General features: G+C 65.1%; 19 protein-coding genes and 3 pseudogenes. 14 read left to right on the top strand and 8 right to left on the bottom strand.

Features of this window, described 5'->3' with window-relative positions:
- Nucleotides 1-678 precede the first annotated feature (678 nt).
- The 3 genes from ACFLEY_RS03190 (at nucleotide 679) to ACFLEY_RS03180 (ending at nucleotide 2372) form a co-directional block, all read left to right on the top strand.
- Nucleotides 679-1533, top strand: a complete 855-nt coding sequence (locus ACFLEY_RS03190; RefSeq protein ID WP_060909820.1) for a helix-turn-helix domain-containing protein — start codon at nucleotides 679-681, stop codon at nucleotides 1531-1533.
- Nucleotides 1530-1784: a hypothetical protein gene (locus ACFLEY_RS03185; RefSeq protein ID WP_060909821.1), complete on the top strand. Its 255-nt coding sequence runs from the start codon at nucleotides 1530-1532 to the stop codon at nucleotides 1782-1784. Before ACFLEY_RS03190 ends, ACFLEY_RS03185 begins: the two co-directional genes overlap by 4 nt.
- A 180-nt stretch (nucleotides 1785-1964) precedes the next feature.
- Nucleotides 1965-2372, top strand: a complete 408-nt coding sequence (locus ACFLEY_RS03180; protein WP_060909822.1) for a RidA family protein — start codon at nucleotides 1965-1967, stop codon at nucleotides 2370-2372.
- A gap of 55 nt (nucleotides 2373-2427) precedes the next feature.
- On the opposite strand, the gene allE is transcribed toward ACFLEY_RS03180, so the two are convergent.
- Together allE and ACFLEY_RS03170 are read right to left on the bottom strand one after the other, a co-directional pair.
- A complete protein-coding gene (allE, locus tag ACFLEY_RS03175; RefSeq protein ID WP_060909823.1) occupies nucleotides 2428-3225 on the bottom strand; it encodes a (S)-ureidoglycine aminohydrolase in 798 nt (265 codons plus the stop codon).
- A gap of 258 nt (nucleotides 3226-3483) precedes the next feature.
- Nucleotides 3484-4461, bottom strand: coding sequence for a LysR family transcriptional regulator (locus tag ACFLEY_RS03170; protein WP_060909824.1), 978 nt, complete (start codon nucleotides 4459-4461; stop codon nucleotides 3484-3486).
- A gap of 98 nt (nucleotides 4462-4559) precedes the next feature.
- Between ACFLEY_RS03170 and ACFLEY_RS03165 the strand changes: the two genes are divergently transcribed.
- Both ACFLEY_RS03165 and ACFLEY_RS03160 read left to right on the top strand, forming a co-directional pair.
- Nucleotides 4560-5741, top strand: a complete 1182-nt coding sequence (locus ACFLEY_RS03165; RefSeq protein ID WP_060912832.1) for an MFS transporter — start codon at nucleotides 4560-4562, stop codon at nucleotides 5739-5741.
- A 10-nt stretch (nucleotides 5742-5751) separates the two neighbouring features.
- Nucleotides 5752-6786, top strand: a complete 1035-nt coding sequence (locus ACFLEY_RS03160; protein WP_060909825.1) for an aldo/keto reductase — start codon at nucleotides 5752-5754, stop codon at nucleotides 6784-6786.
- Nucleotides 6787-6819: 33 nt separating this feature from the next.
- Here the strand turns inward: ACFLEY_RS03160 and ACFLEY_RS03155 are convergent, their stop codons facing one another.
- Together ACFLEY_RS03155 and ACFLEY_RS03150 are read right to left on the bottom strand one after the other, a co-directional pair.
- On the bottom strand, nucleotides 6820-8400 hold the full coding sequence (locus ACFLEY_RS03155) for an amidohydrolase family protein (protein WP_396604512.1): 1581 nt from the start codon (nucleotides 8398-8400) through the stop codon (nucleotides 6820-6822).
- A complete protein-coding gene (locus tag ACFLEY_RS03150; RefSeq protein WP_060909826.1) occupies nucleotides 8397-9215 on the bottom strand; it encodes a uracil-DNA glycosylase in 819 nt (272 codons plus the stop codon). The genes ACFLEY_RS03155 and ACFLEY_RS03150 overlap by 4 nt, the downstream gene beginning before the upstream one ends.
- 251 nt (nucleotides 9216-9466) lie before the next feature.
- On the opposite strand from ACFLEY_RS03150, the pseudogene ACFLEY_RS03145 reads away from it, so the two are divergent.
- From ACFLEY_RS03145 to recQ, 5 genes and pseudogenes are all read left to right on the top strand, one after another.
- Nucleotides 9467-10938: pseudogene (locus ACFLEY_RS03145) on the top strand (amidase family protein).
- Between the two features lie 326 nt (nucleotides 10939-11264).
- On the top strand, nucleotides 11265-12566 hold the full coding sequence (locus ACFLEY_RS03140; RefSeq protein WP_060909827.1) for an O-acetylhomoserine aminocarboxypropyltransferase/cysteine synthase family protein: 1302 nt from the start codon (nucleotides 11265-11267) through the stop codon (nucleotides 12564-12566).
- Between the two features lie 12 nt (nucleotides 12567-12578).
- Nucleotides 12579-13580 carry a homoserine O-succinyltransferase gene (locus ACFLEY_RS03135; RefSeq protein ID WP_060909828.1) on the top strand — a complete coding sequence of 334 codons (1002 nt, stop codon included), beginning with the start codon at nucleotides 12579-12581 and terminating at the stop codon, nucleotides 13578-13580.
- Between the two features lie 100 nt (nucleotides 13581-13680).
- Nucleotides 13681-14424: a polysaccharide deacetylase family protein gene (locus ACFLEY_RS03130; RefSeq protein ID WP_060909829.1), complete on the top strand. Its 744-nt coding sequence runs from the start codon at nucleotides 13681-13683 to the stop codon at nucleotides 14422-14424.
- Nucleotides 14425-14659: 235 nt separating this feature from the next.
- Nucleotides 14660-16525 carry a DNA helicase RecQ gene (gene recQ, locus ACFLEY_RS03125; protein ID WP_211433737.1) on the top strand — a complete coding sequence of 622 codons (1866 nt, stop codon included), beginning with the start codon at nucleotides 14660-14662 and terminating at the stop codon, nucleotides 16523-16525.
- 203 nt (nucleotides 16526-16728) lie between these two features.
- Here recQ and ACFLEY_RS03120 read toward each other — a convergent pair whose 3' ends face one another.
- Nucleotides 16729-17742 carry a 1-aminocyclopropane-1-carboxylate deaminase gene (locus ACFLEY_RS03120; protein ID WP_011083073.1) on the bottom strand — a complete coding sequence of 338 codons (1014 nt, stop codon included), beginning with the start codon at nucleotides 17740-17742 and terminating at the stop codon, nucleotides 16729-16731.
- A gap of 163 nt (nucleotides 17743-17905) precedes the next feature.
- Between ACFLEY_RS03120 and ACFLEY_RS03115 the strand changes: the two genes are divergently transcribed.
- Nucleotides 17906-18370, top strand: a complete 465-nt coding sequence (locus ACFLEY_RS03115; protein WP_060909830.1) for an Lrp/AsnC family transcriptional regulator — start codon at nucleotides 17906-17908, stop codon at nucleotides 18368-18370.
- A 6-nt stretch (nucleotides 18371-18376) separates the two neighbouring features.
- On the opposite strand, the pseudogene ACFLEY_RS03110 reads toward ACFLEY_RS03115, so the two are convergent.
- The 3 genes and pseudogenes from ACFLEY_RS03110 to ACFLEY_RS03100 all read right to left on the bottom strand — a co-directional run.
- Nucleotides 18377-19603 (bottom strand): annotated as a pseudogene (locus tag ACFLEY_RS03110) (citrate-proton symporter); the annotation flags it as partial.
- 103 nt (nucleotides 19604-19706) lie between these two features.
- Nucleotides 19707-21136, bottom strand: a pseudogene (locus ACFLEY_RS03105) (NAD(P)-binding domain-containing protein).
- The gene (locus ACFLEY_RS03100) at nucleotides 21133-22113 is read right to left on the bottom strand and encodes a LysR family transcriptional regulator (RefSeq protein ID WP_396604511.1); all 981 of its coding nucleotides are present in this window, start codon (nucleotides 22111-22113) and stop codon (nucleotides 21133-21135) included. The pseudogene ACFLEY_RS03105 and the gene ACFLEY_RS03100 overlap by 4 nt, the downstream one beginning before the upstream one ends.
- An 86-nt stretch (nucleotides 22114-22199) precedes the next feature.
- On the opposite strand from ACFLEY_RS03100, the gene ACFLEY_RS03095 reads away from it, so the two are divergent.
- Genes ACFLEY_RS03095 through ACFLEY_RS03085 form a run of 3 tightly spaced genes read left to right on the top strand, consistent with a single transcriptional unit; the run spans nucleotide 22200 to nucleotide 24429 of the window.
- On the top strand, nucleotides 22200-23357 hold the full coding sequence (locus ACFLEY_RS03095) for a PLP-dependent cysteine synthase family protein (RefSeq protein ID WP_039186708.1): 1158 nt from the start codon (nucleotides 22200-22202) through the stop codon (nucleotides 23355-23357).
- On the top strand, nucleotides 23354-23845 hold the full coding sequence (locus ACFLEY_RS03090; RefSeq protein ID WP_028175245.1) for a CMD domain-containing protein: 492 nt from the start codon (nucleotides 23354-23356) through the stop codon (nucleotides 23843-23845). Before ACFLEY_RS03095 ends, ACFLEY_RS03090 begins: the two co-directional genes overlap by 4 nt.
- Complete coding sequence (locus ACFLEY_RS03085; protein ID WP_060909832.1) at nucleotides 23842-24429, top strand: peroxidase-related enzyme; 588 nt, start codon at nucleotides 23842-23844, stop codon at nucleotides 24427-24429. Before ACFLEY_RS03090 ends, ACFLEY_RS03085 begins: the two co-directional genes overlap by 4 nt.
- Nucleotides 24430-24443 lie beyond the last annotated feature (14 nt).

The raw sequence follows: 24443 nt of genomic DNA, 5'->3' as shown, positions 1-24443 counted from the left end.
GTGCGACAGCAGATAGGCCGTTATGGTCAGGACGACACAGGCGGTCGCGGCGACGACGATGTCGTTGCGCCGATTCGTCCTCGCCGCGAGGAGGATCGCGATGACATAGAGTACTGCGACCGCGCCCTCGAGCGGCGTCAGCACGTCAACCATGAAGACCGCGAAGGCGAGGGCGGCGGACCAGAACCGCAAGCCGGCGCGGCTCATGGATGAACCCGTGGGCCGATCAAGGTTCGTCATCGTCGCAGGCTGTGCTTCTTCTCATCGCAGCCACGTTGATGCCGCGATTTGATCGCGTCCACAATATCCAGCCGGCCGATTTTCGTGCTCTCGTGGAAGACCTCCTGGACAGTTGAATCCGGCGCGGGCGCGACCGGGAGATTCTCCGGCGGAACGAGGCTTCTCGGTGATATCGCCGATCACGGCCGCGTCAACTTACCGCAGGCGCGCCGAACCGCCGGCCTCGTGCGTCCGTAGCTGCCGGCGAGGTGTTCCGCTCGCACTCTCGCCCGGTGGCTGTACCGCGATCATACCTAGGTATGACGCAGTTAACCCGAGACCTTATCCATGCACCCGCGCGTAGAATGGAGCGCGCGGATCGCCGAACTACTCTGCTCCCATCGCATTCGGACAAGTCGTCAGACATTGCCGATGCGAAATGGAACAAGGAGTTCGACGATGTCGCTGCAGATGTCACACCCGCAAAATGCCAAGGACCATGTCGCCGCCGCAATCGACGTCTCGTCAATCGAACGTGGGCGGCTGCGGTCATCGAGACGTTCACGGCGCTCCGGCGAGGAGGCCATGACGCTCTCCCTCGTTCATCTGGATGTTGCGCTGGCCATCGAGCCGCCTGCGCCGGACGTGCTGGGATCTGCCGATAGCGAGCCGAGCTTCAGGGTGTCCGCGAAACGGCTTGCGTGCGCCTCCTCGGAGGTCGATCGGGAGACGGGCGCGGAAGGATTCACGGATCCGGTGATGCAGCGCCTCTCGGATGCACTCGCGGCCACCAAAGCCATGCACCATCCCCATTCTGCCATCCTTGTCGATGCGCTGCGTCTGGCCATTCTGACCCGCAAGGCAAGCCGGCGGACGGTGGCCGGACAAGGCCAGCCCGAGTCGGCCGAGGGTGATCATGAAGGCCGGGTTTGCCGGGCGGTGCGGTCGTTGCAGAAATGGCGCCTCAAGCGCGTCATGCAGTATGTCGACGACAATCTGGCCGCCAAGGTGACCTTGGAGCATCTGGCCGCCGTTGCCGGCCTTAGCCGGATGCACTTCGCGGCGCAGTTCCGGGCGGCCGTCGGCATCAGGCCGCACGAGTATTTGCTGAAGCGGCGGATCGAGCGGGCCCAGGAATTGCTGCAACAAGCTGACGTCTCGCTCGTCGACATCGCCTTGACCGTCGGGTTCCAGACGCAGGCTCATTTCACGACGGTGTTCAAGCGCTTCGCGGGCGACACGCCGTATCAATGGAGGAGCGCCTATCTCGCGCAATTCCTGCCGCTGCCGCCCGTCGGAGCAAGACCGTCATGAGCAACCCTGGCATTCAGGCCCTGCTGCTGCAGCTGGTCGGCATTCATTCGGCGCTGGTGCACCATGAGATCATGGGAATGTTGGAGATCGCTCGCGGTCTCGGCGCCTCCTATCGGTTCGCATCCTCGGAACCCGGGGCGGGCGCCTTCTACGGTCGCGTTACTATAAACTTCTGCAGGCTCATTGCCGCCGGCATCGCGCACTATGCCTTGATGGAGCCGTCGATCGAAGAAACGGCCACGCAAAGCTGAAGGAGGCGGAGCCAGTCTCGGAATGTCGAGAATGCTGTATCTTTCAACGGGGATTGACTGACACCCTCCGCCATCCCACGATTTTGTGCGGCAAGCAACGTTTCCGAACTATTTCGAGCGCGATAGCTGTTAGGCCTCAGGCGTCATCGCGAGAATCTCCTCCAAGCCCAAGAGCCCAGAATGAATGCAAACGACATCACGCGCATCCCGAACAGGAATCTGCCCAGCAAGTCAGCGGTAACAACATATCATATGCCGGGCGGCGGCGGGTTGCTGTGGGCGGTGGCGGTTTCACCTGATCGCACCCAGGACATTCGCATACAGACGCTGGGCGCCTTGGGCGTCATCGATACTTATCTGAAGGATGCGGGTCTGGACCGTACGCGCATCGTCAAGGCTGAGATCGTGGTGACCGACCACGACAACAAGCCAGCCTTCGACGAGGCCTGGGCGAGCTGGATGCCGGCGGGTTATGGGCCGGTGCGCTCGTTCGTGCAGTCGGTCATGCCCGATGGCGATATGATCGAGATCATCATCACTGCCGCTCTGCCGGCGGGCGCGCGCGACACGTCTCAGGCGTCAGGCTGAAGATCCCCGAAGCTTGTTCGCTTTGCCCCGTCTTGCCGGCGCTCATCGGCCATCGTCAGAGGACGACGTCCCGGTTGACGTTCTTGTACAGCAGATAAACCGAGTGGTTCAGGCCGGTGGGATAGAATTGCTGCGGACAGAACGATCCCATCCAGATGAAATCATCAACCCAGATTTCGTGCCAGCTATTGCCAAGATAATACAGGCCTTGCCCCTCCAGCATGAACAATCCGTGTTCCATGATGTGCGTTTCGACAGCCGGGAAGCAGACGCCGGGCTGGAAAAACATCAGGTTCATCTCAAAGTCGAACCGCAGGTCGCCCATTGGCAGCAGGTGCTTGAACCCGCGGCCCTGCAGCCCGGTATGGTTCGTCATCGGCATGGATTGTTGTTGACCGATGATCGCCGTCGGGGTGGCGATGCCCTCGGCCTTCTCATAGCGCTTCTTGACGGCGATGATGCGGGCAGGCGCGGTGGGACGACAGGACATCGTGAAGGATACGCCGGGCGGTACATAGACAAAGGCGCCGACAGCAAGCTCCACTGGCGGGTCGGAGCCGATGGTCACGTCCACGCCTCCTGCCACAACATAGAAGAAGTGCTGCAGGTCCACACAGATCGGCTGGGCCGTACCGCCCGCGGGCTCGATTTCCAGCATATATTGGGCAAAACCGGCGCCGAGCGAAGGCGCCGCCAGAAAGCGCACGGTTGTGGATTTCCACGCCGGAAGCCGGCTCTTCAACACGCCTTCCGGCGGCATGAACGCGAAGTTGCGACCGACAACGCCGCGATTGTGGCCGATCGCTCCGGGAGGAACGATGCCGGGTTGGCCGGGCAAGTCGGTGGGATGCATCTGAGGTCCTCGGGGAGTCTGGTTCAATCGAAAGGTTCTAGCGAAAGGCCGCGTCGGCGGATTTCGGAAACATGCCGCGGACACTGGAGCCCGCTTCACGTTGCAGCCGGTTCCGGACAGTTATCATCACGGGATCCTTGCGACGAGAGCGCGAATGCAGAACATACCAGCCAGTCCCTCGCATCAATGCGGAAAGGACAGTGGAGCAATGAGCCGGCCCAGGTCGAGCTCCGATGCGACGCCGACGTGAGGCTTAGCTCAAGGAATAGGACGCGTCCGCCGGATTTCCATCACCCTCCATTTCCCGTCCCCCGCGCGCTTCAGCGCGGGGTCGCTCACCCGCACGTGCTCCGCCAGAAAATCGATGAACGCGCGGACGCGCGCCGGGAGCGGCGCGGTGTGGCCGACATAGACAGCGTGGATGTCTTCGCGGTCGCCGGGATTGTAGTTCTGCAAGACCGGGACGAGGCGGCCTGATTCGATGTCGGGGCCGATGTGGAAGAGGGCGAGGCGGGCGAGGCCCACGCCGCCGAGCGCGAGGCGGCGGGCGGCTTCGCCGTCGCTGGCGCGGGCGGCCGGCGGCGGCATGGCTTCCTCGGTGTGCTCGCCGCGCTTGAAGGGCCAGGCGCGGATCGAGCGCGGAAAGGTCCAGCCGATGCCGCGGTGATCGGCGAGATCCGCTGGTGTCTTTGGTGTGCCCGCGTGCGCGAGATAATTCGGCGCGCCGACCACGACCATGCGGCTGGTGCCGAGTTTTCGCGCGACGAGGCGTGAGGCGCGCAACGGGCCGACGCGGATGGCGACGTCGGCGCGCTCCTGCATCAGGTCGATCAGCGTGTCGGTCAGCACGAGATCAAGCGTGACGTCGGGATGCTGTTCGAGGAAGCGCGGGATCAGCGGCATCAGATGCAGCATGCCGAAAGGGATGTTGCTGTTCACCGCCAGGCGGCCGCGCGGCGCGGCGCCTGAGGCCGCCTCGCGCTCGGCCTCCTCCATCTCGGCGAGAATGCGCACGGCGCGCTGGTAGAAGGCCTGGCCTTCCTCCGTCAGCGTGAGCTTGCGCGTGGTGCGGTTGATCAGCCGCGAGCCGAGCCGTGCCTCCAGCCGCGAGATCAGCTTACTGACGCCCGACGGCGTCAGGCGCAGTTTTCGCGCGGCCTGGGTGAACCCGCCCAGGTCGACGACGCGGACGAAAACCTCCATCTCGGCGGAGCGGTTGGTGTCGAAACGGGCCATGTTGAATTTACGTCACAAATGATTGGATTGCGGACATGCTAATGCTTTTGCTGCAGCGCGGCTATCTGCGTGGCTCGTGCCATCCATTGGAGTACCGCATGCCTCCCGCCGTCCTTGCGCTCACCGCCGGTGCCTTCGGCATCGGCACCACCGAATTCATCATCATGGGCCTGCTGCTCCAGGTCGCCGCCGACATGCATGTCTCCGTGCCGATCGCGGGCCTCCTCATCTCCGGCTATGCGCTGGGTGTGTTCGTCGGCGCGCCGGTTCTGACGCTGGCGACGCGGCGGATGCCGCGCAAAACCGTATTGCTGGCGCTGATGGCGATCTTCACGCTTGGCAATGCCGCCTGCGCGCTGGCGCCGAACTACGAATTGCTGATGGCGGCGCGGGTGCTAACCTCGCTGGCCCACGGTACGTTCTTCGGCGTCGGCTCGGTCGTGGCCACCGGCCTCGTCGCCGAGGACAAGCGCGCCTCGGCGATCGCGACCATGTTCATCGGCCTCACGGTCGCAACGCTGCTGGGCGTGCCCTTCGGCGCCTGGTTCGGCCTGATGCTCGGCTGGCGCGCGGCGTTCTGGGCGGTAACGGTGATCGGCGTGATCGCCTTTGCCGTGGTCGCCGCGTTCGTGCCCGGCCATGTCGGCAATGGCGACAAGCCGATCTCGCTGGCTGAAGAGCTCGCGGTGCTCGGCCGTCCGCAGGTGCTGCTCGGCCTCGCCATGACCGTGTTCGGCTTTGCCGGCCTGTTCGTCGTCTTCACCTATATCCAGCCGATCCTGACGCGCTTCACCGGTTTTTCGGAGGAAGCGGTGTCGCCGATCCTGCTGGTGTTCGGCGCGGGTCTTGCGATCGGCAACGTCGCGGGCGGCAAGCTCGCCGACCGCGGCCTGGCGCGGGCCCTGATCGGCACTCTCGCCGCGCTCGCCATCGTGCTGCTTGGCCTTGCCGCGGTGCTGTCGGTCAAGATCCCCGCTGTCGCGTTGATCCTGCTGCTCGGCATCGCCGCCTTCGCAACCGTCGCGCCGCTCCAGCTTCGCGTGCTGGAAGCCGCCGGCCCGAGCGGCCGCACGCTCGCCTCGAGCCTCAACATCGCCGCGTTCAATCTCGGCAACGCGCTGGGGGCCTGGGCCGGCGGTGTCACCATCGATCGCGGGCTCGGCCTCTCCGCGTTGCCGCTGGTGGCGGCCGGCATCACCGCGGTCGGCCTCGTGCTGGCGCTGTGGAGCCTCCGGCTCGACCGTACCACGGTCGCCGTCGCAGCATGCCCGGCGGAATAGGAGAGCGATCATGGAATACCGTAATCTCGGCGCGTCCGGGCTCAAGGTCCCCGTCCTCAGCTTCGGCACCGGCACTTTCGGCGGCCAAGGCCCGTTATTCTCTGCCTGGGGCCGCAGCGGCACGGAGGAAGCGCGCAGGCTGGTCGACATCTGCCTCGATGCCGGCGTCAATTTGTTCGACAGTGCCGACGTCTATTCGAACGGTGCCTCCGAGGAGATTCTCGGCGCTGCGATCAAGGGCCGCCGCGACAAGGTGCTGATCTCGACCAAGATGAGCCTGCCGATGGGCGATGGCCCGCTCGATGCCGGCTCATCGCGGCAGCGGTTGCTGACTGCGGTCGACGCAGCGCTGCAACGGCTCGGCACCGACACCATCGACCTCCTTCAGCTTCACGCGTTCGACGCGTTCACACCGATCGAGGAGGTGCTGTCGACCCTCGATACGCTCGTGCGTGCCGGCAAGCTGCGCTATGTCGGCGTTTCCAATTTCGCGGGCTGGCAGCTGATGAAGTCGCTCGCCATCGCGGACCGGCACGGCTGGCCGCGCTATGTCGCGCACCAGGTCTATTACTCGCTGCTCGGCCGCGACTATGAGTGGGAGCTGATGCCGCTCGCGCGCGATCAGGGCGTCGGCGCGCTGGTCTGGAGCCCGCTCGGTTGGGGGCGGCTGACCGGAAAGATCCGGCGCGGCCAACCGCTGCCGCAACAGAGCCGCCTGCACGCCACCGCGCAATTCGGTCCGCCCGTGGACGAGCAGCGGCTTTACGCGATCGTCGACGTGCTGGATGCGATTGCCGCCGAGACCGGCCGCACCGTGCCGCAGGTCGCAATCGCCTGGTTGCTGTCGCGCCCCACCGTCTCTTCCGTGATCATCGGCTCCCGTGACGAGGCGCAGCTGCGCGACAATCTCGGTGCGGTCGGCTGGTCGCTGGGCGCGGATCAGATCAAGCGTCTCGACGAGGCGAGCGCCGTGATGCCGCCCTATCCCTATTACCCCTATCGCATCCAGGAGGGTTTTGCGCGGCTCAATCCACCGCTGGTGTGACGGATAGCTAATAGAAGGCGGCGATCGCTGCGCCTAGCCCCTGCGGAAGGTTGGGTTCTTCAGCGTGTCGATGAAGACGGGATCGTCGGCCACCGTGAGGCCATCCAGCTTGATCGGATGCAGCGGCTCGGCTGCTGCTGCGACAGCTGCCAAATCCGGACCGGTCCGGATGCCGTTATATGCCAGCCGCGGGCGCAATTGGACATTGTTGCCGAACTGCTCGTCCAGCGCGAGACGCCATCCGGTTCGTGACACCGTTCCGCTCGCGATCGCGGCCGACATTGCGATGCTGTGCGGCTGCAACGTGCCGAGATTGCCGAGCGCGGCACTCAATCGGGTCGTTGCTTCCGCCAGCGTGATCTTCTCGATCCCCGGATCCTGGTCGGGCGAGGTGAAATCGATCACCCGCGCACTCCTGCCGACTTTGAGGGCCTCGCCGCTTCCGCCTGCCTGCTGCATGGCCTTCTTGGTCCCATAGCGCGCTCGCCCGCCGATCGTGACCAGGACGATATCCTGCTCGCGCGATTTGATCAGGTGGGCGTAAGGATCGCCGGTGACACCCTTCACGACGAGGAGATCGGCGAACTTGCCCTTGGCGATGGTTCCCAGCTTTGAGTCCCACTTCAGGATCGCGGCCGGATTGCGCGTTGCCATCGCGACGATATCGTAATCGCTGAAGCCGAGATTGAAATGCGCGGATACGACCTTCGCCGCCTTCAGCTGGCCCAGCAGGTTCTTGCTGCCGGACGGCGACCAATCCGAGCCCAGCGCGATGGTGAGGCCTGCGGCGCGCGCTGCGGCGACATCGGTCGTCTTGCCATAGAGCAGCAGGTTGCTCAGGGGCGACCAGACGACCCTGGCCTGGTGCTGGGCCATCGTTCCGAAGTCGGTCGCATCGAGCGCCGTGCAATGAATGCCGGCCAGCGACGGCTCGATCGCCCAATCTCCCGCGGAATTGCGCAGCGCCAGGAAGTGGCTATGCGCCTTGGGATCGATGCCCTCGCTTAAGTGGAGCAGGAAACACGCCGACGATTTCAGCTCGTTGTCGAACTTCGCCCAATCCTCGGCATCGATGTCGGGAATCTTGGAGTGTGCCCGCGGAAGATCGGGCGGGCTCCCGATCTCGGCGGCGCGCAGCGCGCCCTTGTAATATTTGTGGATCGTGCCGCTCCAGTTCGACAGCGTGATCCCCTGGCTCGTCGTCGTTCCCGCGACCAGGCATTTGGCTTCGACATAGCGAACCAGGGCCGGCAGCAGCGAGCCGTCGTCGGCAAGGGCGATCGCGCTCATCGGGCCGGTCACGGACGTCTTGTACGATTTGGCATTCTGCCACTGGTCGCGATTGCCAAAGAGCTGCGGCACGCGCCAGAGCGGCAGGACGTTGTAGCTGAGGTGATTATGCAGCTCGATCAGGCCGGGATAGATGGTGCCGCCGGTGGTCACCGCGGCGACGGCCTCGAAGCCCACCGGGGCCGGCTGTCCCTTGGGCAGGATCGCGGCGATCCGATTGTCCTCGATGAAGATCGTCCCGTTCTTGATGACGTCGCCCTCAGTGGCCATCGTCACGATCCGGCCGGTCAGCGCCCATCGCTTCGGGTTTGCGGCCGGGCTCATGGAATCACCCCATCGGGAATGGTGATCATGATGGTGCGCCGCTTGGCCGCCGCGTCAACGCCCTGGCGCACGGCCCACGGCGTATCTCCACGCATCCAGGCCGGCAGTCCCGCCGGAAGGTCCTTTGCAATGATGTCGACAAGCTCGGACGGCTTGAAGGCGTCGCCGTACGGCACGAGTGTCGTCGGCACGTCGGGATGCTTGACCTCAGGCGCCAGCGCCGCGAGGGCGGCATTCCATTTGGCCAGCATGATCTTGGTATTCGCCGCCTGCGTCGCGGAATCATGCGCGGAGCTTTCCGGCCAGGTCGGGTGCGTGATGTGCTGATACGCGAGGGTCTTGTAGGCCGCGCCGTCGGAGCTCTTGAGCCAGGCTTTCCAGGCCTCGTCCGCGAGGCCGCCGAGCGAGACGACAGCCTCGATGTTGCCGGGGCCCAGCACGGCCTTGAACCATTTGTTGCGATAGTCGACGATGCCCGGCTCGTTCTTGTGCTTGGAGCCGCCGCTCTGGCCGTAAACGCTGTACAGGAAGGTGTTCACCATCACATAGCTCTGCACGATGCCGAGCTTGGCCAGAAAGCCCTGGGTCCGGCGGCCCGCGGTGCCGACCAGGATTCGGCGCACGATGGTCTCGTGCTGGGCGGGATCCTGGCCGACGATGAGCACACGCGCCGATCCGTCCAGCCGGCCGCGGTGAAAGATGGGCCCCCATTCGATGCGGAAGTCGTGGGGATCGTAGGCTTCAGGACCAGGGTAGCTGGTGCACAGATCGCGAAAGGGTTGCTCGCCGTATCCGGCGTCGAATTCTGTGAGCATGGAAAATGCTCCAATCTGCCGATGTCAAAATAGCTGCGTCAAAAAACCTGGTCGTTATGCCGCAATCTCAGCGGTAGCTTGTTCAACCATTCAACCAATATATGGGTCAAGACAGCGGGCGCAAAGGTTCATGGGCGTCCCTGGCTCCGGGGCCGTGACAGAGCGTCGCGACAACGCGCCATGCAGAAACGCGCCTGTACACGGTCGCGTGATCTCCATAACCTCCGCGGCGCAATTTCAGGAGATGCGGCGTGGCGAAGAAGACGGCGAGCAAGAAGAAAAGTGTTTCAAGGAAAGTAACGAAGACCTCGAGCAAGAAAGCCACCGCCCGCAAGGGTGCCGTCGCGAAAGATGCGAAGAAATCAGTCAAGAAGGCCGCCCCGCGCAAATCGGCCACGGCGCGCCGTCCCAAGGGGCCGGTCTGGCAATGGTCTGCTGTCGATACCGCGGCCGCGATCCGCAACGGCGCAATCTCCGCGGTCGAGACTGTCGAGGCGCATCTGGATCGGATGCGCGCGGTCAATCCCAGGCTGAATGCGGAATCAAGGAAAACGTCGATTACGAAGGCCGGCCGAACTTCAACGGCGTGCCCGCCAACAAGGATTACATCGCGCCGTCGGATGCGCCTGTTGTCCGTAACCTGAAGAAGGCCGGCGCGATCGTCATCGGTCTCACCAACACGCCGGAATTCTCCTTCCGCGGCTTCACCGACAATCCCCTGCATGGGCTGACGCTGAACCCCTGGGACCCTGATATCACCTGCGGCGGCTCCTCGGGTGGCGCGGGGTCGGCGGTTGCCGCCGGTATCGGCACGATCGCCCATGGCAACGACATCGGCGGCTCGCTGCGCTGGCCGGCGCATTGCAACGGCGTTGCCACCATCAAGCCGACGCAGGGCCGCATCCCCGCCTTCAACGGAAGCGCAACAGCCGAGCGGCCGATGCTGGCGCATCTGATGTCGGCGCAGGGGCCGCTCGCCCGCCACGTCGCCGACGTTCGCCTTGCGCTGGAGGTGATGAGCCAGCGCGATCCGCGCGATCCCTGGTGGGTGCCGGCGCCGCTTGTGGGGCCGAAGCCGAAGGGACCGATCAAGGTCGCGCTGGCGAAGATCCCCGACGACATGGACGTCGATCCGGCGGTCGCCACGGCGCTGCGCCGGGCCGCCGATCACCTCGAGCGTTCCGGCTATCGCGTCAGCGAGGTCGAGGTGCCCGACATCAACGGCGTCTGGCAGACCTGGTGCGACATCATCACCAACGAGACGATGGTGATGCAGGAGGCCGCGATGCTGAAGGTCACGTCCGAGGATTTCCACAAAGCGTGGAACGGCATGAAGGCCAAGGCCAATGTGCTCGATCTCAAGGCCTGGATGCAGGCGACGGCCGCGCGCAACGGCCACATCCGCGCCTGGCAGCTGTTCTTCGAGGACTATCCGGTCGTGCTGGCGCCGACCACGGTCAGTCCGACGCCGGGCCCACGCGACGACACTATCAGCGCCGAGCGCGTGCAGGAGGTGTTCTGGGGCGGGATACGCTTCATCTCCGCGATCAACGTGCTGGGCCTGCCCGGCGCGGTGGTGCCGGTGGCCTTGCACGAGGGCAAGCCGATCGGCGTGCAGCTCATCACCGGCCGCTACCGCGAGGACCTCGCGCTCGATGCCGCGGCGGCGATCGAGAAGCGTGCCGGCGTGCTCGCCCATCGCCTATGGGAGACGATGGACTAAGCGCTCGCGAGTTGCCGCCGCGTTGACAGTGCCGCCCTCGCTCCCTGTGGGAGAGGGTGGCACTGGCGGCCTTCGGCCGCCGTCCCTTGAGAACGCCGATGCTTTGCATCCGCGATGGGAAGCGAGTCGCGCCTAGGCGTACGAATTCGTTAATCCAATTTGATTCGAATTTTAGCCAATTCACCAATAACCGTTAGGGTTACTTCCTCGATCTCTAGGCGAATTATTGCTCGCTTTACCACCCGCCTCTAACACGAGGACGGCGGACAACGCACGTGCCTCATACAGGCCAATAAGTGCGGCCCGCTCCACGCGGAGGTGGCACGATGCGCAACGAGACGATCGCTATTCACGCCGGCTATGAGCCCGAAGCCACCACGCATGCGGTTGCCGTGCCGATCTACCAGACCGCGGCCTACGCCTTCGACAGCGCCGATCACGGCGCGGCGCTCTTCAATCTCGAGGCCGAGGGTTTCCGTTACAGCCGCATCGCCAATCCGACCAGCGCGGTGCTGGAGAAGCGTATCAACCAGCTCGAAGGCGGCGTCGGCGCGCTTGCGGTCGCGACCGGCCAGGCGGCGCTGCATTTCGCCTTCGTCAACGTCGCCGATCACGGCGGCAACATCGTGTCCGTGCCGCAGCTCTACGGCACCACGCACACGCTGCTCTCGCACATTCTGCCGCGCCAGGGCATCACGGGCCGCTTCGCCGAGAGCGACAAGCCGGATGCGATCGAGAAGCTGATCGACGAGAACACCCGTGCGGTGTTCGCCGAGACCATCGGCAATCCTGCCGGCAATGTCTGCGACATCGAGGCATTGGCGAAGATCGCGCATGCCCATGGCGTGCCGCTGATCGTCGACAACACGGTCGCAACCCCGATCCTGCTCAAGCCGTTCGACTACGGTGCCGACATCGCCGTGCATTCGTTGACCAAGTTCCTGGGTGGCCACGGCACCACGCTCGGCGGCGCCATCGTCGATTCCGGAAATTTTCCGTGGGCGAAATACGCCGACCGCTTCCCCGCCTACAACAAGCCGGACGCGTCCTATCACGGCCTCGTCTATGCCGAGCGCTTCGGCAAGACCGCCTATATCGAGCGCGCGCGCAGCGTCTATCAGCGCACCATGGGCTCGGTGCTCTCGCCGTTCAACGCCTTCCTGTTGCTCCAGGGCATCGAGACCGTGGCGCTGCGCATGGAGCGCCACGTCGAGAACGCGCGCAAGGTCGCCGAATTCCTGCGCACTGACCCGCGCGTCGCCTGGGTCAACTACACGGGCTTCCCGGACAGCCCCTACTATCCGCTGGTCCAGAAATATCTCGACGGCAATGCCTCCTCGCTGTTCACCTTCGGCATCAAGGGCGGCATGGAAGCCGGCAAGACCTTCTACGATGCGCTGAAGCTGATCACGCGCCTCGTCAATATCGGCGACGCGAAGACGCTGGCCTGCCATCCGGCTTCGACCACGCACCGGCAGATGTCGGCGGAGCAGCAGCGCCTCGCCGGCGTTCTGCCGGAGACGATCCGCCTGTCCATCGGCATCGAGCATGCTGCCGATATCATCGAGGACATCGACCAGGCGTTGGAAAAAGCCTGTCCGTCGTCGCGCCTCCAGGCCGCGGAGTAGGCGACGGCCCCGATGACGATCCTGATCGACAGGGATCACGGTATGTCGAGCCCGGCGCTGGTGCCGGCTGAGGGCGATCTGGCGCGCGATCATGCCGGCGCCGAGCTCACCATCGGGCTGGTCAACAACATGCCTGATCCGGCGCTGAAGGCGACTGAGCGGCAGTTCATGAAGCTGCTCCAGGCCGCCGCCGGCCCGCGCCGCATCCGCTTCCACTGCTTCTCGCTGCCCTCGGTCAAGCGCTCGCCCGAAGCTAAATGGCACGTCGAGAGCGAATATTCCGATCTCGCGGATCTCAAGCGTCAGCGATTCGACGGGCTGATCGTGACCGGCGCCGAGCCGGTCGCGCCCGAGCTCGACCAGGAGCCGTACTGGCGCGACCTCACCGATCTGGTCGACTGGGCGAGGACCAACACGCGCTCGACGATCTGGTCATGCCTCGCCGCGCACGCCGCGGTGCTGCACCTCGACGGCATCGCGCGGCGACGGCTACCGGCCAAGTGTCACGGCATCTTCGACTGCGAGGCCGTTACGGGTGATCCGCTGACGCATGCCCTGCCTGCGCCGCTCAAGGTTTCGCATTCGCGCCTGAACGAGATCGTCGAGAGCGACCTCGAGCAGGCCGGTTATCAGGTCTTGACCCGCTCGGCACTGGCTGGTGTCGACGTCTTCGTCCGCCAATATGCCAGCCGCTTCGTGTTCTTCCAGGGCCACCCCGAATATGACGCATTGTCGCTCCAGCGCGAATATCTGCGCGACGTCGGCCGCTACCTCGTGCGCGAGCGTGACAATTATCCGCACCTGCCGGTGAGCTATTTTGACGCAGCGACGGAAGAGAAGCTTGTGCGCTTCGAGAAGCAGGCGAGACACCAGCGCCATCCAGCGCTCAGCAACGAGCTTCCCGCGCTGAATTTGCGCGCCGATATCGCCGCCGGCAGCGCGGCGGCGGCGCTATTCCGTAACTGGCTGCAGTATCTCGGCGCGGACGCCGATGCGTCGGTCCTGGCGCGCTAGGTCAGGACGCTTCACGTTAGGACTAACGAAGTGTGAAGCTTGCTTCCGGCAGCGTACGAATGCTTCACTGAAGGGGGCGGGGCAAACAGGAAATGCGGTCGTGTGGTCGGCACTCCAGGGACGCGTGAGCAATCGGCTGGCCCGGCATTTCCGCGCCGCGCCGCACCGGCTGCCCGCGCACGCGCCGATGGTGAGCTTCACCTTCGACGATGCCCCCGATAGTGCCGCCGGCGAGGGTGCTTCGCTTCTCGAAGCGCATGGTGGCCGCGGCACCTACTACATCTCCGGCAGCCTGATTGGCCGGCCGTCGGATCATTGGCATGGGCTGTCGAACGACGCGATCGTGCGGCTTCACCATGCCGGCCACGAGATCGCCTGCCATACCTTTTCGCATCAGAGCGCGGTCAATCTCGGCGAGGCCGCCATGACCCGCGAGATCGAACGAAACCGCAGCCATCTCCGCGAAATCGATTCCTCGATCGCGCTGGAGAATTTCGCCTATCCGTACGGCCTCGCCTCGGTCTGGCGCAAGCCGCAGCTCGCGAGAACCTTCCGCTCGGCGCGCGGCATTCTGCCCGGCGTCAATCGCGATGTCATCGACCTCCAGTTCCTGCGCGCCTCGCCGTTGGTCGATTGCGAGATCGATAGGGCGGGCGTCGATCGCTATTTCGACGAGGCGGTCGCAAGCGGCGGATGGCTCATCTTCTACGGCCATGACGTCGTGAACGCGCCGAGCCCCTATGGCTGCACGCCGCACCTGATGCGCCATGCGCTGGAGGCGGCCGGCAAGCGCGACATGCCGATCGTAACCGTCGCGGAGGCGCTGCGACGAATCGGGGCGTAGCTCTCTTACCTCGCCCCGCTTGCGGGGAGAGGTCGGATCGCTCTTGCGATCCGGGTGAGGGGGTACAGGTCCCGCAACAGTCTCATCCGTGGAAAGAGGCCCCTCACCCCAACTCTCTCCCCGTAAGAACGGGGAGAGGCAGAAGAAGCAGCGGCGCAAGCGTCAAATCGTCTTGCCATGCCCGCGCAGCCATGCGACTGGCCTTGGGACGAATCCCACGGCCTCCGACACACCCATGAACGTCCCTTCCACTGCTCCGCTGCCCGCGCCGGCCAACGGCCGCGACGCGCTGTCGGTGCTGCATTCGGCGTTCGGCCTGCCGGGGTTCCGCGGCGCGCAGGGCGAGATCATCCGGCATGTCACCGATGGCGGCAATTGCCTCGTGTTGATGCCGACCGGCGGCGGCAAGTCGCTGTGCTACCAGTTGCCGTCGTTGCTGCGCGAAGGCTGTGGCATCGTGGTCTCGCCCTTGATTGCGCTGATGCGCGACCAGGTTGCCGGCCTGCTCGAGGCCGGGGTCAACGCCGCCGCGCTGAACTCGTCGCTGACGCCGCAGGAGGCTTCCGACATCGAGCGGCGCCTGATCGCGGGCGATCTCGACCTGCTCTATGTCGCGCCGGAACGACTGGTGACGCCGCGCTGCCTGTCGATGCTGGCGCAGGCCAAGGTGGCGCTGTTCGCGATCGACGAGGCGCACTGCGTCTCGCAATGGGGCCACGACTTCCGCCCCGAATATGTCGGCCTCTCCATCATCGCCGAGCGCTTTCCCGAGGTGCCGCGCATCGCGCTGACCGCGACCGCCGACGAATTGACGCGGAAGGAGATCGTTGAACGGCTCAAGCTTGGGGGCAGTCCGCAATTCGTCTCGAGCTTCGACCGCCCCAATATCCGTTACGAGATCGTCGACAAGCGCAATGCGGTGTCGCAGCTCAAGGAGTTCATCCGGGAGCGCCATGCGGGTGACGCCGGCGTGGTCTACTGCCTGTCGCGCAACCGGGTCGAGGAGGTCGCCGCCGCGCTCGATGATGCCGGCATCGCCGCGCTGCCCTATCACGCCGGGCTCGACAGTAGCGTGCGCTCGCGCAACCAGGACCGCTTCCTCAACGAGGACGGCATCGTCATCGTGGCGACCATCGCCTTCGGCATGGGCATCGACAAGCCCGACGTGCGCTTCGTCGCGCATCTCGATCTGCCCAAGAGCATCGAGGCCTATTACCAGGAGACGGGACGCGCCGGCCGCGATGGCAAGCCGTCCGCGGCATGGATGGCCTACGGCCTCTCCGACATCGTGCAGCAACGCCGCATGATCGACGAGTCCAGCGGTTCCGACGATTTCAAGCGCGTGTCGATCGGCAAGCTCGACGCGCTGGTCGGGCTCGCCGAGACCGCGCAGTGCCGGCGCAGGCGGCTGCTAGCCTATTTCGGCGAGATCGTGCACGGCGAAACCTGCGGCAATTGCGACAATTGCCTGACGCCGCCGAAGATGCGCGACGGCAAGGTGCTGGCGCAAAAACTGCTCTCCTGCGTCTATCGGACCGGCCAGCGTTTCGGCGCGATGCACCTGATCGACGTGCTGATCGGTCGCTTGACCGAGAAGGTCACGCAGTTCGGCCACGACAAGCTGTCGGTGTTCGGCATCGGGCGCGAGCTCAACGAAAAGCAGTGGCGCACGGTGCTGCGGCAGCTCGTCGCGATGGGCTATTTGCAGAGCGACAGCGAAGCTTACGGCGCACTGAAGCTGACGGAGGCCGCGCGCGGCGTGCTACGCGGCGAGACAGAGGTGTGGCTGCGTGAGGAGGCGCCCGGCACCCGCGCCCGTTCCAGCCGCGCAAAATCCCGCCGCGGCGATCTCGCGCCTGCCGCCAGCGCCCCGCAAGGCGATGTCGATCCTGAATTGCGTGCCCGGCTGCGCTCCTGGCGCTCGGATGTCGCGCGCGAACGTGGCGTGCCGGCCTATGTCGTGCTGCACGACGCCACGATTGACGGCATCGTGCGAGCCTGGCCGACCACGCTGGACGAGCTCCGCAACGTGCCCGGCATCGGCGACAAGAAGCTCGAGCATTACGGCGACGAGCTGCTGCAGATCGTGCGGACGCGGTAGGGGGGAGCTAATATCTCCACCGTCATCCCGGACAAGCGCGCCCAAAGCGCGCGCAGATCCGGGATCCATAACCACAGGCCGTGGGAAACGGCACGCCGACAGCCTCAGTGTGTTTCAACAATTGGCAGTCGGGGTAATGGGTCCTGGCTTTCGCCAGGACGAGACCAGTGAGGAGGCGCGCGCCGTCTTACGGCACCGACGCACTAGCCGTTTCTGAACGCGTAGCCGTAGCCGTTGAGCGCCGGGGCACCGCCGAGATGCGCGTAGAGGACCTTCGCGCCCTTCTCGAAATAGCCTTTCTGCGTGAGGTCGATCAGGCCCTGCATCGACTTGCCCTCGTAGACGGGGTCGGTGATCATGGCTTCGAGACGCGCGGTGAGGCGGATCGCCTCCTTGGTCTCTTCCGACGGCACGCCATAGGCGGGATAGGCGTAGTCCTCGATCAGCACGACGTCGTCTGCGACGATGTCCTTGCCGAGCTCGACGAGCTTGGCCGTGTTCTGGGCGATCGAGAGCACCTGCGCCTTGGTCTGCGCCGGGGTGAACGACCCGTCGATGCCGATCACCTTTCGCGCGCGGCCGTCGGCGGCGAAGCCGACCAGCATGCCGGCATGGGTCGAGCCGGTGACGGTGCAGACCACGATGTAGTCGAACTTGAAGCCGAGCTCAGCTTCCTGCTTACGCACTTCCTCGGCGAAGCCGACATAGCCGAGCCCGCCATATTTGTGCACGGAGGCGCCGGCGGGAATCGCGTAAGGCTTGCCGCCCGCGGCCTTCACTTCCTCGATCGCCTGCTCCCAGCTCTTGCGGATGCCGATGTCGAAGCCGTCGTCGACCAGGCGCACGTCGGCGCCCATGATGCGCGAGAGCATGATGTTGCCGACGCGGTCATAGACGGCGTCCTCGTGCGGCACCCAGGCTTCCTGCACCAGGCGGCACTTCATGCCGATCTTGGCGGCGACGGCGGCGATCATGCGGGTGTGGTTGGACTGCACGCCGCCGATCGAGACCAGCGTGTCGGCGTTCGAGGCGATCGCATCCGGGATGATGTATTCGAGCTTGCGCAGCTTGTTGCCGCCATAGGCGAGACCGGAATTGCAGTCCTCGCGCTTGGCATAGATCTCGACATTGCCGCCGAGATGCTTCGACAGCCGCTCCAGCTTCTCGATGGGCGTCGGGCCGAAGGTCAGCGGATAGCGCGCGAATTTTTCCAGCATGGTCAGGTCATCCCGATTGGTGTTGAGCTGGCCGCAGCGACTAGCATATGTGGTAAGGAATGTGCTCTCGAATGCTGCGCCGATGCTGCATGATATCTTGCGAAGATTTGCGATTTGGCTAAGGTTTTTTTCAGAAAATCATCCAGGATCGGAAGCTTCTTCCATGTCACTTCGGCTCGATCGAACCGACCTTAAGATATTGAGATTGCTTCAAAATAACGGTCGGCTCAGCAATGCCGAGCTGGCCGAAACCGTTGCGATCAGCCCCGCCACCTGCCATCGCCGCACCCAGCGCCTGTTCGAGGACGGCTTCATCGACACTGTGCGCGCCATGATCGCGCCGAAGAAGGTGGCGAAGGGGACGCTGGTCATGGTCGGCGTCGTGCTGGACCGCTCGACGCCGGAAAGCTTTGCCATCTTCGAGCAGGCGATCGCAAAACTGAAATTCGTGCTCGACTGCCACCTCGTCGCCGGCGACTTCGACTATTTCCTCAAGATCCGCGTCGGCGACATGGAGGATTTCAACCGCATCCATGGCGAACAGCTCATCGCGCTGCCGGGGGTGCGCCAGACCCGCACCTTCTTCGTGATGAAAGAGGTCGTCGACAACGCGCCGCTGGAGTTTTGAGCGGCTTCACGATGCCTGTTCGACGACGCCGTCCGGGACCTGCTCCCGCTCGGCGTCCTCCGGCCGCATCGCGATCACCGCGATCAGCCCGAGGCCGACGCCGATCATGACATAGAAGATCGGCGCCAGCGGGGAGCCGGTGAGCGCGATCAGCCAGGTCACGAAGAACTGGGCAAAGCCGCCGAACACCAGCACCGCGACATTGTTGACGATCGCAAGCGCGGTCGAGCGGACGCGGATCGGGAACAGCTCGACCAGCGTGGTGCAGTAGACGCCGAGGAAGAAGGCGCTGAAGAAGCCGATGACGATTTGGGCGACCAGGAGCCTTGCGATCGACGGCTCGGAGATCACCCAGGCATAGAGCGGGTAGAGCGAGACGAAATAGCCGATCAGCGAGACCAGCAACAGCGGCCTGCGCGGATAGCGGTCGGAGACAGCGCCCGCGATCGGCACGACGATCACCATCACGATTGCCGCGATCATCTGCACCAGGAAGCTCTGCATCAGCGGCAGCTTCAGCACCTCCTTGGCGTAGGTCACGGTGTAGCCGAAGGTGACGTAGAACGACACGGCGCTCGCCACCACCATGCCCATGCCGATCAGGAAATTGCGGCCGGGATTCTTCAGCGCGGCGATGAAATTGTCCTTGTGCAGCGTCGCCATGCTGCGCCGGGAAGCTTCGGGCTCGATGACGCTGGCGCGCATATAGAGCAGGATCGGAACGATCACGAGGCCGACGAAGAAGGGAATGCGCCACGCGCCGGCGGCAAGCTGCTCCGGCGTGAACGCCAGCGTCAGTGCGGCACCCAGCACTGCGCCGAGCACGTTGGCCATGAGCTGGCCGGCGATCTGCCACGAGCCATAGAAGCCGGTGCGGCCGGGAGGCGCCGCTTCGATCAGATAGGCGGTCGAGGTGCCGAACTCGCCGCCGACCGAAAAGCCCTGCAACAGCCGCGCCAGCAGCACGATCAGCGGCGCCGCAATGCCGGCCGTGGCGTAGGTCGGCGTCAACGCCAACAGCGCGACCGACACAGCCATGATGCCCATGCCGAGCGTCATCGCCGCCTTCCGCCCCTTGCGATCGCCGAAATAGCCGAGCACGAGGCCGCCGATCGGCCGCATGAAGAAGCCGGTGCCGAACAGCGCGGTGGTCAGCAGCAGTGCGTTGATCTCACTGCCCGAAATTTTCGGGTCGACCGGGAAGAACAGGTTCTTGATGACCGGTGTCATCAGGGCGAACACCGTGAAGTCGTACCACTCCAGGGCATTGCCGGCGATCGCGGCTGCGATGGCTTTCCTGTTCGTCTGCATCTCTCGCTTGCCTGTCCGGTTGCGCCTATTCGGCGGGTTGATGGGTGACGTCGGCATCCTGCCATTCGTCGCCGGCGAGTTCCGGCGTGGCGAAGGCCTGACGAACAGGCGACGGACGATGCCGCGCGCGAGCCGGTCGGCGCCTTCGCTGATCGCGGGGATATCGCCGGAGAGCTTTCCGTGGCTTAGCGTCGCCGGATAGTTGAAGCAATGCAGCCGCGCCAACATGGGGCAGGCGCCGGGCTCTTTCTCCAGGAACTGGAAGCTGTCGCCGAGGTCTGGCGAGTTCTCCAGCTCGGCATTGTCCATGCCGTCAGGTGCCGGGAAGCGGTCGCACCAGAACCGGATATGCGGCGCGAACTCGGCGAGCTCGTCGCGCAACGCGAGGTCGACCTTGAAGCCCGTGCCGAAGATGATGAAATCGGTCGCGTAGCGGCCCTTCGGCGTCGTTACCGTGAGATGGTCTCCCGCGACGACGAGGTCATCGATCGGGCTTGCGAGATGGAAATGCGCCTGCGGATAGGCGGAGACGCGCAGTACGCTTTGACGCGGCGGCGGCGTCTGCGCCTTCAGCGTGTGATCGAGGAAGCGCCATTTCCAGTCATCCGACAGGCCGGCAAAGCCGTGGACGACGCCCTGGCTGCCGATGCCGGTGAACTTGTTGACGCGCGGGATATCCGCGCGCCGAATAAAGAGGTCGAGCCGCGCTGCGCCCGCCTCCAGCGCCATCGCTGCGTTGTCCATGGCGGATGCGCCCGCGCCGACGACGGCAACACGCCTGCCGCGAAGTCTCTCGAAGTCGATAGGGGCGGACGAATGCGCCCAGAAACGTCGGTCGATGCCGTCGCAGAGCGACGGCACGTAAGCACCGCCGAGGCCGTCGCGCCCCGTCGCCAGCACGACATGGCGCGCGAGAATCTGTCGCGACGTGCCGCCCCCGCTGATGTCGAGCGCGAACAATTCATCGGTGCGCGCGTGGATTCGCTCGACCGAAACCCCGTTGCGGACCGGCAGGTCCAGCACCTTGCGGTACCAGATCAGGTAATCCATCCACATCGTGCGCGGCGCGCGGTCGAGCGCCTGCCAGGCCTGCCTGCCATATTGCGCCTCGTAGAAGGCGCGGAAGGTCAGCGCCGGCATGCCCATCGCAGGTCCGGTCAATTCCTTGGGCGAGCGCAGCGTCCGCATCCGGGCGAACGTGACCCAGGGGCCTTCCTCGCCGGCGCGGGCACGGTCGAGCACGAGCTGGTTGTCGACGCCGAGACGCCTGAGCATGGCGGAGGCGACGAGGCCGGCCATGCCGGCGCCGACGATGACGACGTCGACGACGCTCTCGCCATCGACGAGGCGGCGCGGCACCCACGATTTGGCCGGCAGTTCGAGCCAGGCCAGATCCTGCTTCAGGCGCGCTTCAAGCGCCGCGAGGCCCGCCGCGTCAGGTGTCATCGTCGTCATGAGGGAGCTTTCTCGAATTCACTGGTTTCGTCGCCGGCCTCGGCCAGCGCGGCGGCGCCGCTATGCAGTTTTGCGCCGGGCATCAGCGCGACCGCGGCGCGCAGTGCGTCGTTGAGCGCGGCAACCGTCGGCGTCAGCTCGCGCCCGGTCGGCGCAATCGCGGCGAACAGGAAGGGAATGGACACGTCCAGGGGCCGGGTGACGACGCCCTCCACCGGCAGGCTGGAGGTCAGCACCGGCTCGACCACGGTGATGCCGAGCGACTGCTTGGCCATGGCGATCGCCGTCAGCGAAGCGTTGGTGTCGATGACCTCAGCGGGCACGACACCCTCACGCTCCAGCGCCTCCTCCACGCGGCGGCGAAGCCGGTAGGGGTTGGCCATCGTCAGCAGCCGGACGCCAGCAAGATCGTTGAGGCGAATGACCTTCTTCTTTGCCAGCGGATGATCCATCGCGAGGCACGCGACGCACGGCACCTCGCAGACCCACTGCATGTCGAGCCCGGGATGCTGGATCGGCAGGCTCGCAAGGCCGAAATCGACCGACTGCGACAGCACCGATTGCACGACGTTCTCGGCCGAGAGCGCCTGCACGTGGACCTGGCTTGGCAGCAACTCGCGTTCGAGCGCTGCGAGCGCGGCCGGGACGAAGCCGGCCGCCAGCGCCGGGATTGCCGCCAGGCTGAGCACGGGAAGCGCCCCCGCACCGATCGCGTTGGCGCGCTGGCGGATGTGCTTCAAGCCCATCAGCAGCCGCTCGACCTCGGCATGAAACAGCACGCCCTTTGGCGTCGGGCTGATGCGCGGGCCGTTCCGGGTGAACAGGAGATAGCCGACGTCAGCTTCGAGATCCTGGATCTGACGCGTCACGACCGGCTGCGATCGGCCGAGCAGCCGCGCTGCGCCGGTGATGCTGCCGGCCGACATCACGGCGGCGAAGGCCTCGAGAAGGCGGATATCGATAACGTCCTGGTTCATCGCCATGTCGCCCGAATTATGTGAATATAGAATGAACAATATTTCTTGATGTGCAAGAGGTATTATGAGAGCATGAGGTTATGCCGATGGAGCCAACCCCCTTTCGCCACCACAATCCGGCCGGGCCGGTCTACCGGCGCGGCTGGGTCGACGAGGCTGTAGCTGCGATCGAGGCCGACCAATGCCGCACGGCCGACACGCATCTGATCCGGCTGATCGTGCCGGCGCTATCAGGCATCGACATCTATCTGAAGGACGAGTCCACGCATCCGACCGGCAGCCTGAAGCATCGGCTGGCGCGCTCGCTGTTCCTCTACGCGCTCTGCAATGGCCACATCCGCGAAGGCACGCCCGTGGTCGAGGCCTCGTCGGGATCGACCGCGGTGTCGGAAGCCTATTTCGCGCAGATGATCGGCGTGCCCTTCTACGCCGTGATGCCGCGCACGACGTCGGCGGAGAAGATCGCTGCGATCGAGCATTATGGCGGCAATTGCCATCTGATCGACGACGGCCGCGCGCTGTATGCTGAGGCCGCCGCGCTCGCCACCCGCCTGAACGGCCACTACATGGACCAGTTCACCTTCGCCGAGCGCGCCACCGACTGGCGCGGCAACAACAACATCGCCGAATCGATCTTCACGCAGTTGCAGGGCGAACCGCGCCCGCTGCCGGACTGGATCGTGATGGGCGCCGGCACCGGCGGCACCTCGGCCACCATCGGACGCTACTTGCGCTACCGCCAATATCCGACGCGGCTGTGCGTCGCCGATGTCGAGCATTCCGCCTTCTTCGATTGCTTCCGCACGCAGGACCGCTCCCACGTTTGCGAACGGCCCTCGCTGATCGAGGGCGTCGGCCGGCCGCGCTGCGAACCGTCCTTCGTGCCTGGCGTTGTCGACCGCATGATGAAAATCCCGGACGTCGCAACGATTGCGGCGATGAATGTACTGTCGCGCCGGCTGCGCCGATCCGTCGGCGGTTCCACCGGCACCAACTTCCTGGCGCTGTGCCGCATTGCCTCGGAGATGCGTAGCGCCGGCCAAGCCGGATCGCTGGTCACGCTGATCTGCGATTCCGGAGAACGCTATCGGCAGACCTACTATGACCCCGCATGGCTGAAAGCACGCGGCCTCGATCCAGCGCCGTTCGAGACTGCCCTGTCGTCGTTCCTGGATACGGCGCAGCCGCTGGCGCTCGCCGTCGAGGATGTTGTCAATCCACAGAGCCCGCGGAGTGTTGCTTGACCACGCTGATCGAAACCATTGCCGGCGTGCGCGCGGCGTCACGGCTCGGCCAGGCTCTGAACGCCCGCGCCGAGATTTTGCACCTCAGCGAAGCCGCCCATGACGCGGTGCTGCTGCCGCGCGAGCCCGGCGGCCTGAGCCACGGCTTGCGGGCGGCGCTCGCGGCGCGGATGTGCCGGCACGTCGGCGACGAGGCGCTGACCGCGCATTACGACTCCTATCTGGCGCACGCGAGCGATCTCGACCTGGCCGCTCTGGCACGGCCCGGCGGCCTGTGTGGCGATTCCCTGCACGACGCCATGGCCCGCCATGCCGACCTGCTGACGCTGTCGCCGCGCGAGGCGACGCGACAGGACATTGCGGCGCTGAAGACGGCCGGCGTCAGCGAGGCCGATATCGTGCGGCTGTCCGAGCTTGCCGCCTTCGTGAACTACCAGCTGCGGGTCCTGGCCGGCCTCAGGCTCCTGAAAGAGGTCGAAGCCCGATGAGCGAGGTCGTCCACAACTTCACCGCCACGATCCCGACCTGGTCGCCCTATGTCACGCCTGTCGAGCTCGCCTCGGCGACATCAGAGCAGCTCGCGGCGATGAAGGTCACGCCCTCCAACAAGGGCGTCTCGCCTTACGTGCTGACGCTGGCGCATGACCCGGAATCGCTCGCGGTGCGCTCGCCGCTGTTCAACCTCATCATGTATGGCAAGGACGGCTTGTCCCCGGCCGAGCGTGAGCTCGGCGCGCTGAGTGCCTCGGTCGTCAACCGCTGCATCTATTGCGCCGCCGTGCACGCCTCACGCTTCATCAGCTACTCCTGGCGCAACGACGTCGTCGAGGAAATCTTTGTCGACGAGCGCGATGCCACGCTGGAGGCGCGCCAGCAGGCACTGTTCAATTTCGCTACAAAACTCTCAACGACGCCGATCGAAGCTACCGCAGAGGACGCGCGTGCACTCGGCGAGGCCGGGCTGAGCGAGCTCGAGCAGCTCGACCTGGTGCTGTCGGCCGCGATCTTCGGCTGGGCCAACCGGCTGATGCATACGCTGGGCGAGCCGCTGGCGCGCCCGGAGGCGCCGTAACCGGCGTCTCCCTG

This window comes from Bradyrhizobium sp. YCK136 (assembly GCF_044570075.1).
Classification (GTDB): Bacteria; Pseudomonadota; Alphaproteobacteria; order Rhizobiales; family Xanthobacteraceae; genus Bradyrhizobium; species Bradyrhizobium diazoefficiens.
Note: the sequence above shows the minus strand (reverse complement) of the source record. Positions and strands in the feature narration are given on the sequence as shown.

Excerpts from the sequence above, each read along its gene's own strand:
- ACFLEY_RS03190 (WP_060909820.1), top strand. The coding sequence starts at position 679 with ATGTCGCTGCAGATGTCACACCCGCAAAATGCCAAGGACCATGTCGCC.
- ACFLEY_RS03185 (WP_060909821.1), top strand. The coding sequence starts at position 1,530 with ATGAGCAACCCTGGCATTCAGGCCCTGCTGCTGCAGCTGGTCGGCATT.
- ACFLEY_RS03180 (WP_060909822.1), top strand. The coding sequence starts at position 1,965 with ATGAATGCAAACGACATCACGCGCATCCCGAACAGGAATCTGCCCAGC.
- allE (WP_060909823.1), bottom strand. The coding sequence starts at position 3,225 with ATGCATCCCACCGACTTGCCCGGCCAACCCGGCATCGTTCCTCCCGGA.
- ACFLEY_RS03170 (WP_060909824.1), bottom strand. The coding sequence starts at position 4,461 with ATGGCCCGTTTCGACACCAACCGCTCCGCCGAGATGGAGGTTTTCGTC.
- ACFLEY_RS03165 (WP_060912832.1), top strand. The coding sequence starts at position 4,560 with ATGCCTCCCGCCGTCCTTGCGCTCACCGCCGGTGCCTTCGGCATCGGC.
- ACFLEY_RS03160 (WP_060909825.1), top strand. The coding sequence starts at position 5,752 with ATGGAATACCGTAATCTCGGCGCGTCCGGGCTCAAGGTCCCCGTCCTC.
- ACFLEY_RS03155 (WP_396604512.1), bottom strand. The coding sequence starts at position 8,400 with ATGAGCCCGGCCGCAAACCCGAAGCGATGGGCGCTGACCGGCCGGATC.
- ACFLEY_RS03150 (WP_060909826.1), bottom strand. The coding sequence starts at position 9,215 with ATGCTCACAGAATTCGACGCCGGATACGGCGAGCAACCCTTTCGCGAT.
- ACFLEY_RS03140 (WP_060909827.1), top strand. The coding sequence starts at position 11,265 with ATGCGCAACGAGACGATCGCTATTCACGCCGGCTATGAGCCCGAAGCC.
- ACFLEY_RS03135 (WP_060909828.1), top strand. The coding sequence starts at position 12,579 with ATGACGATCCTGATCGACAGGGATCACGGTATGTCGAGCCCGGCGCTG.
- recQ (WP_211433737.1), top strand. The coding sequence starts at position 14,660 with ATGAACGTCCCTTCCACTGCTCCGCTGCCCGCGCCGGCCAACGGCCGC.
- ACFLEY_RS03120 (WP_011083073.1), bottom strand. The coding sequence starts at position 17,742 with ATGCTGGAAAAATTCGCGCGCTATCCGCTGACCTTCGGCCCGACGCCC.
- ACFLEY_RS03115 (WP_060909830.1), top strand. The coding sequence starts at position 17,906 with ATGTCACTTCGGCTCGATCGAACCGACCTTAAGATATTGAGATTGCTT.
- ACFLEY_RS03100 (WP_396604511.1), bottom strand. The coding sequence starts at position 22,113 with ATGAACCAGGACGTTATCGATATCCGCCTTCTCGAGGCCTTCGCCGCC.
- ACFLEY_RS03095 (WP_039186708.1), top strand. The coding sequence starts at position 22,200 with ATGGAGCCAACCCCCTTTCGCCACCACAATCCGGCCGGGCCGGTCTAC.
- ACFLEY_RS03085 (WP_060909832.1), top strand. The coding sequence starts at position 23,842 with ATGAGCGAGGTCGTCCACAACTTCACCGCCACGATCCCGACCTGGTCG.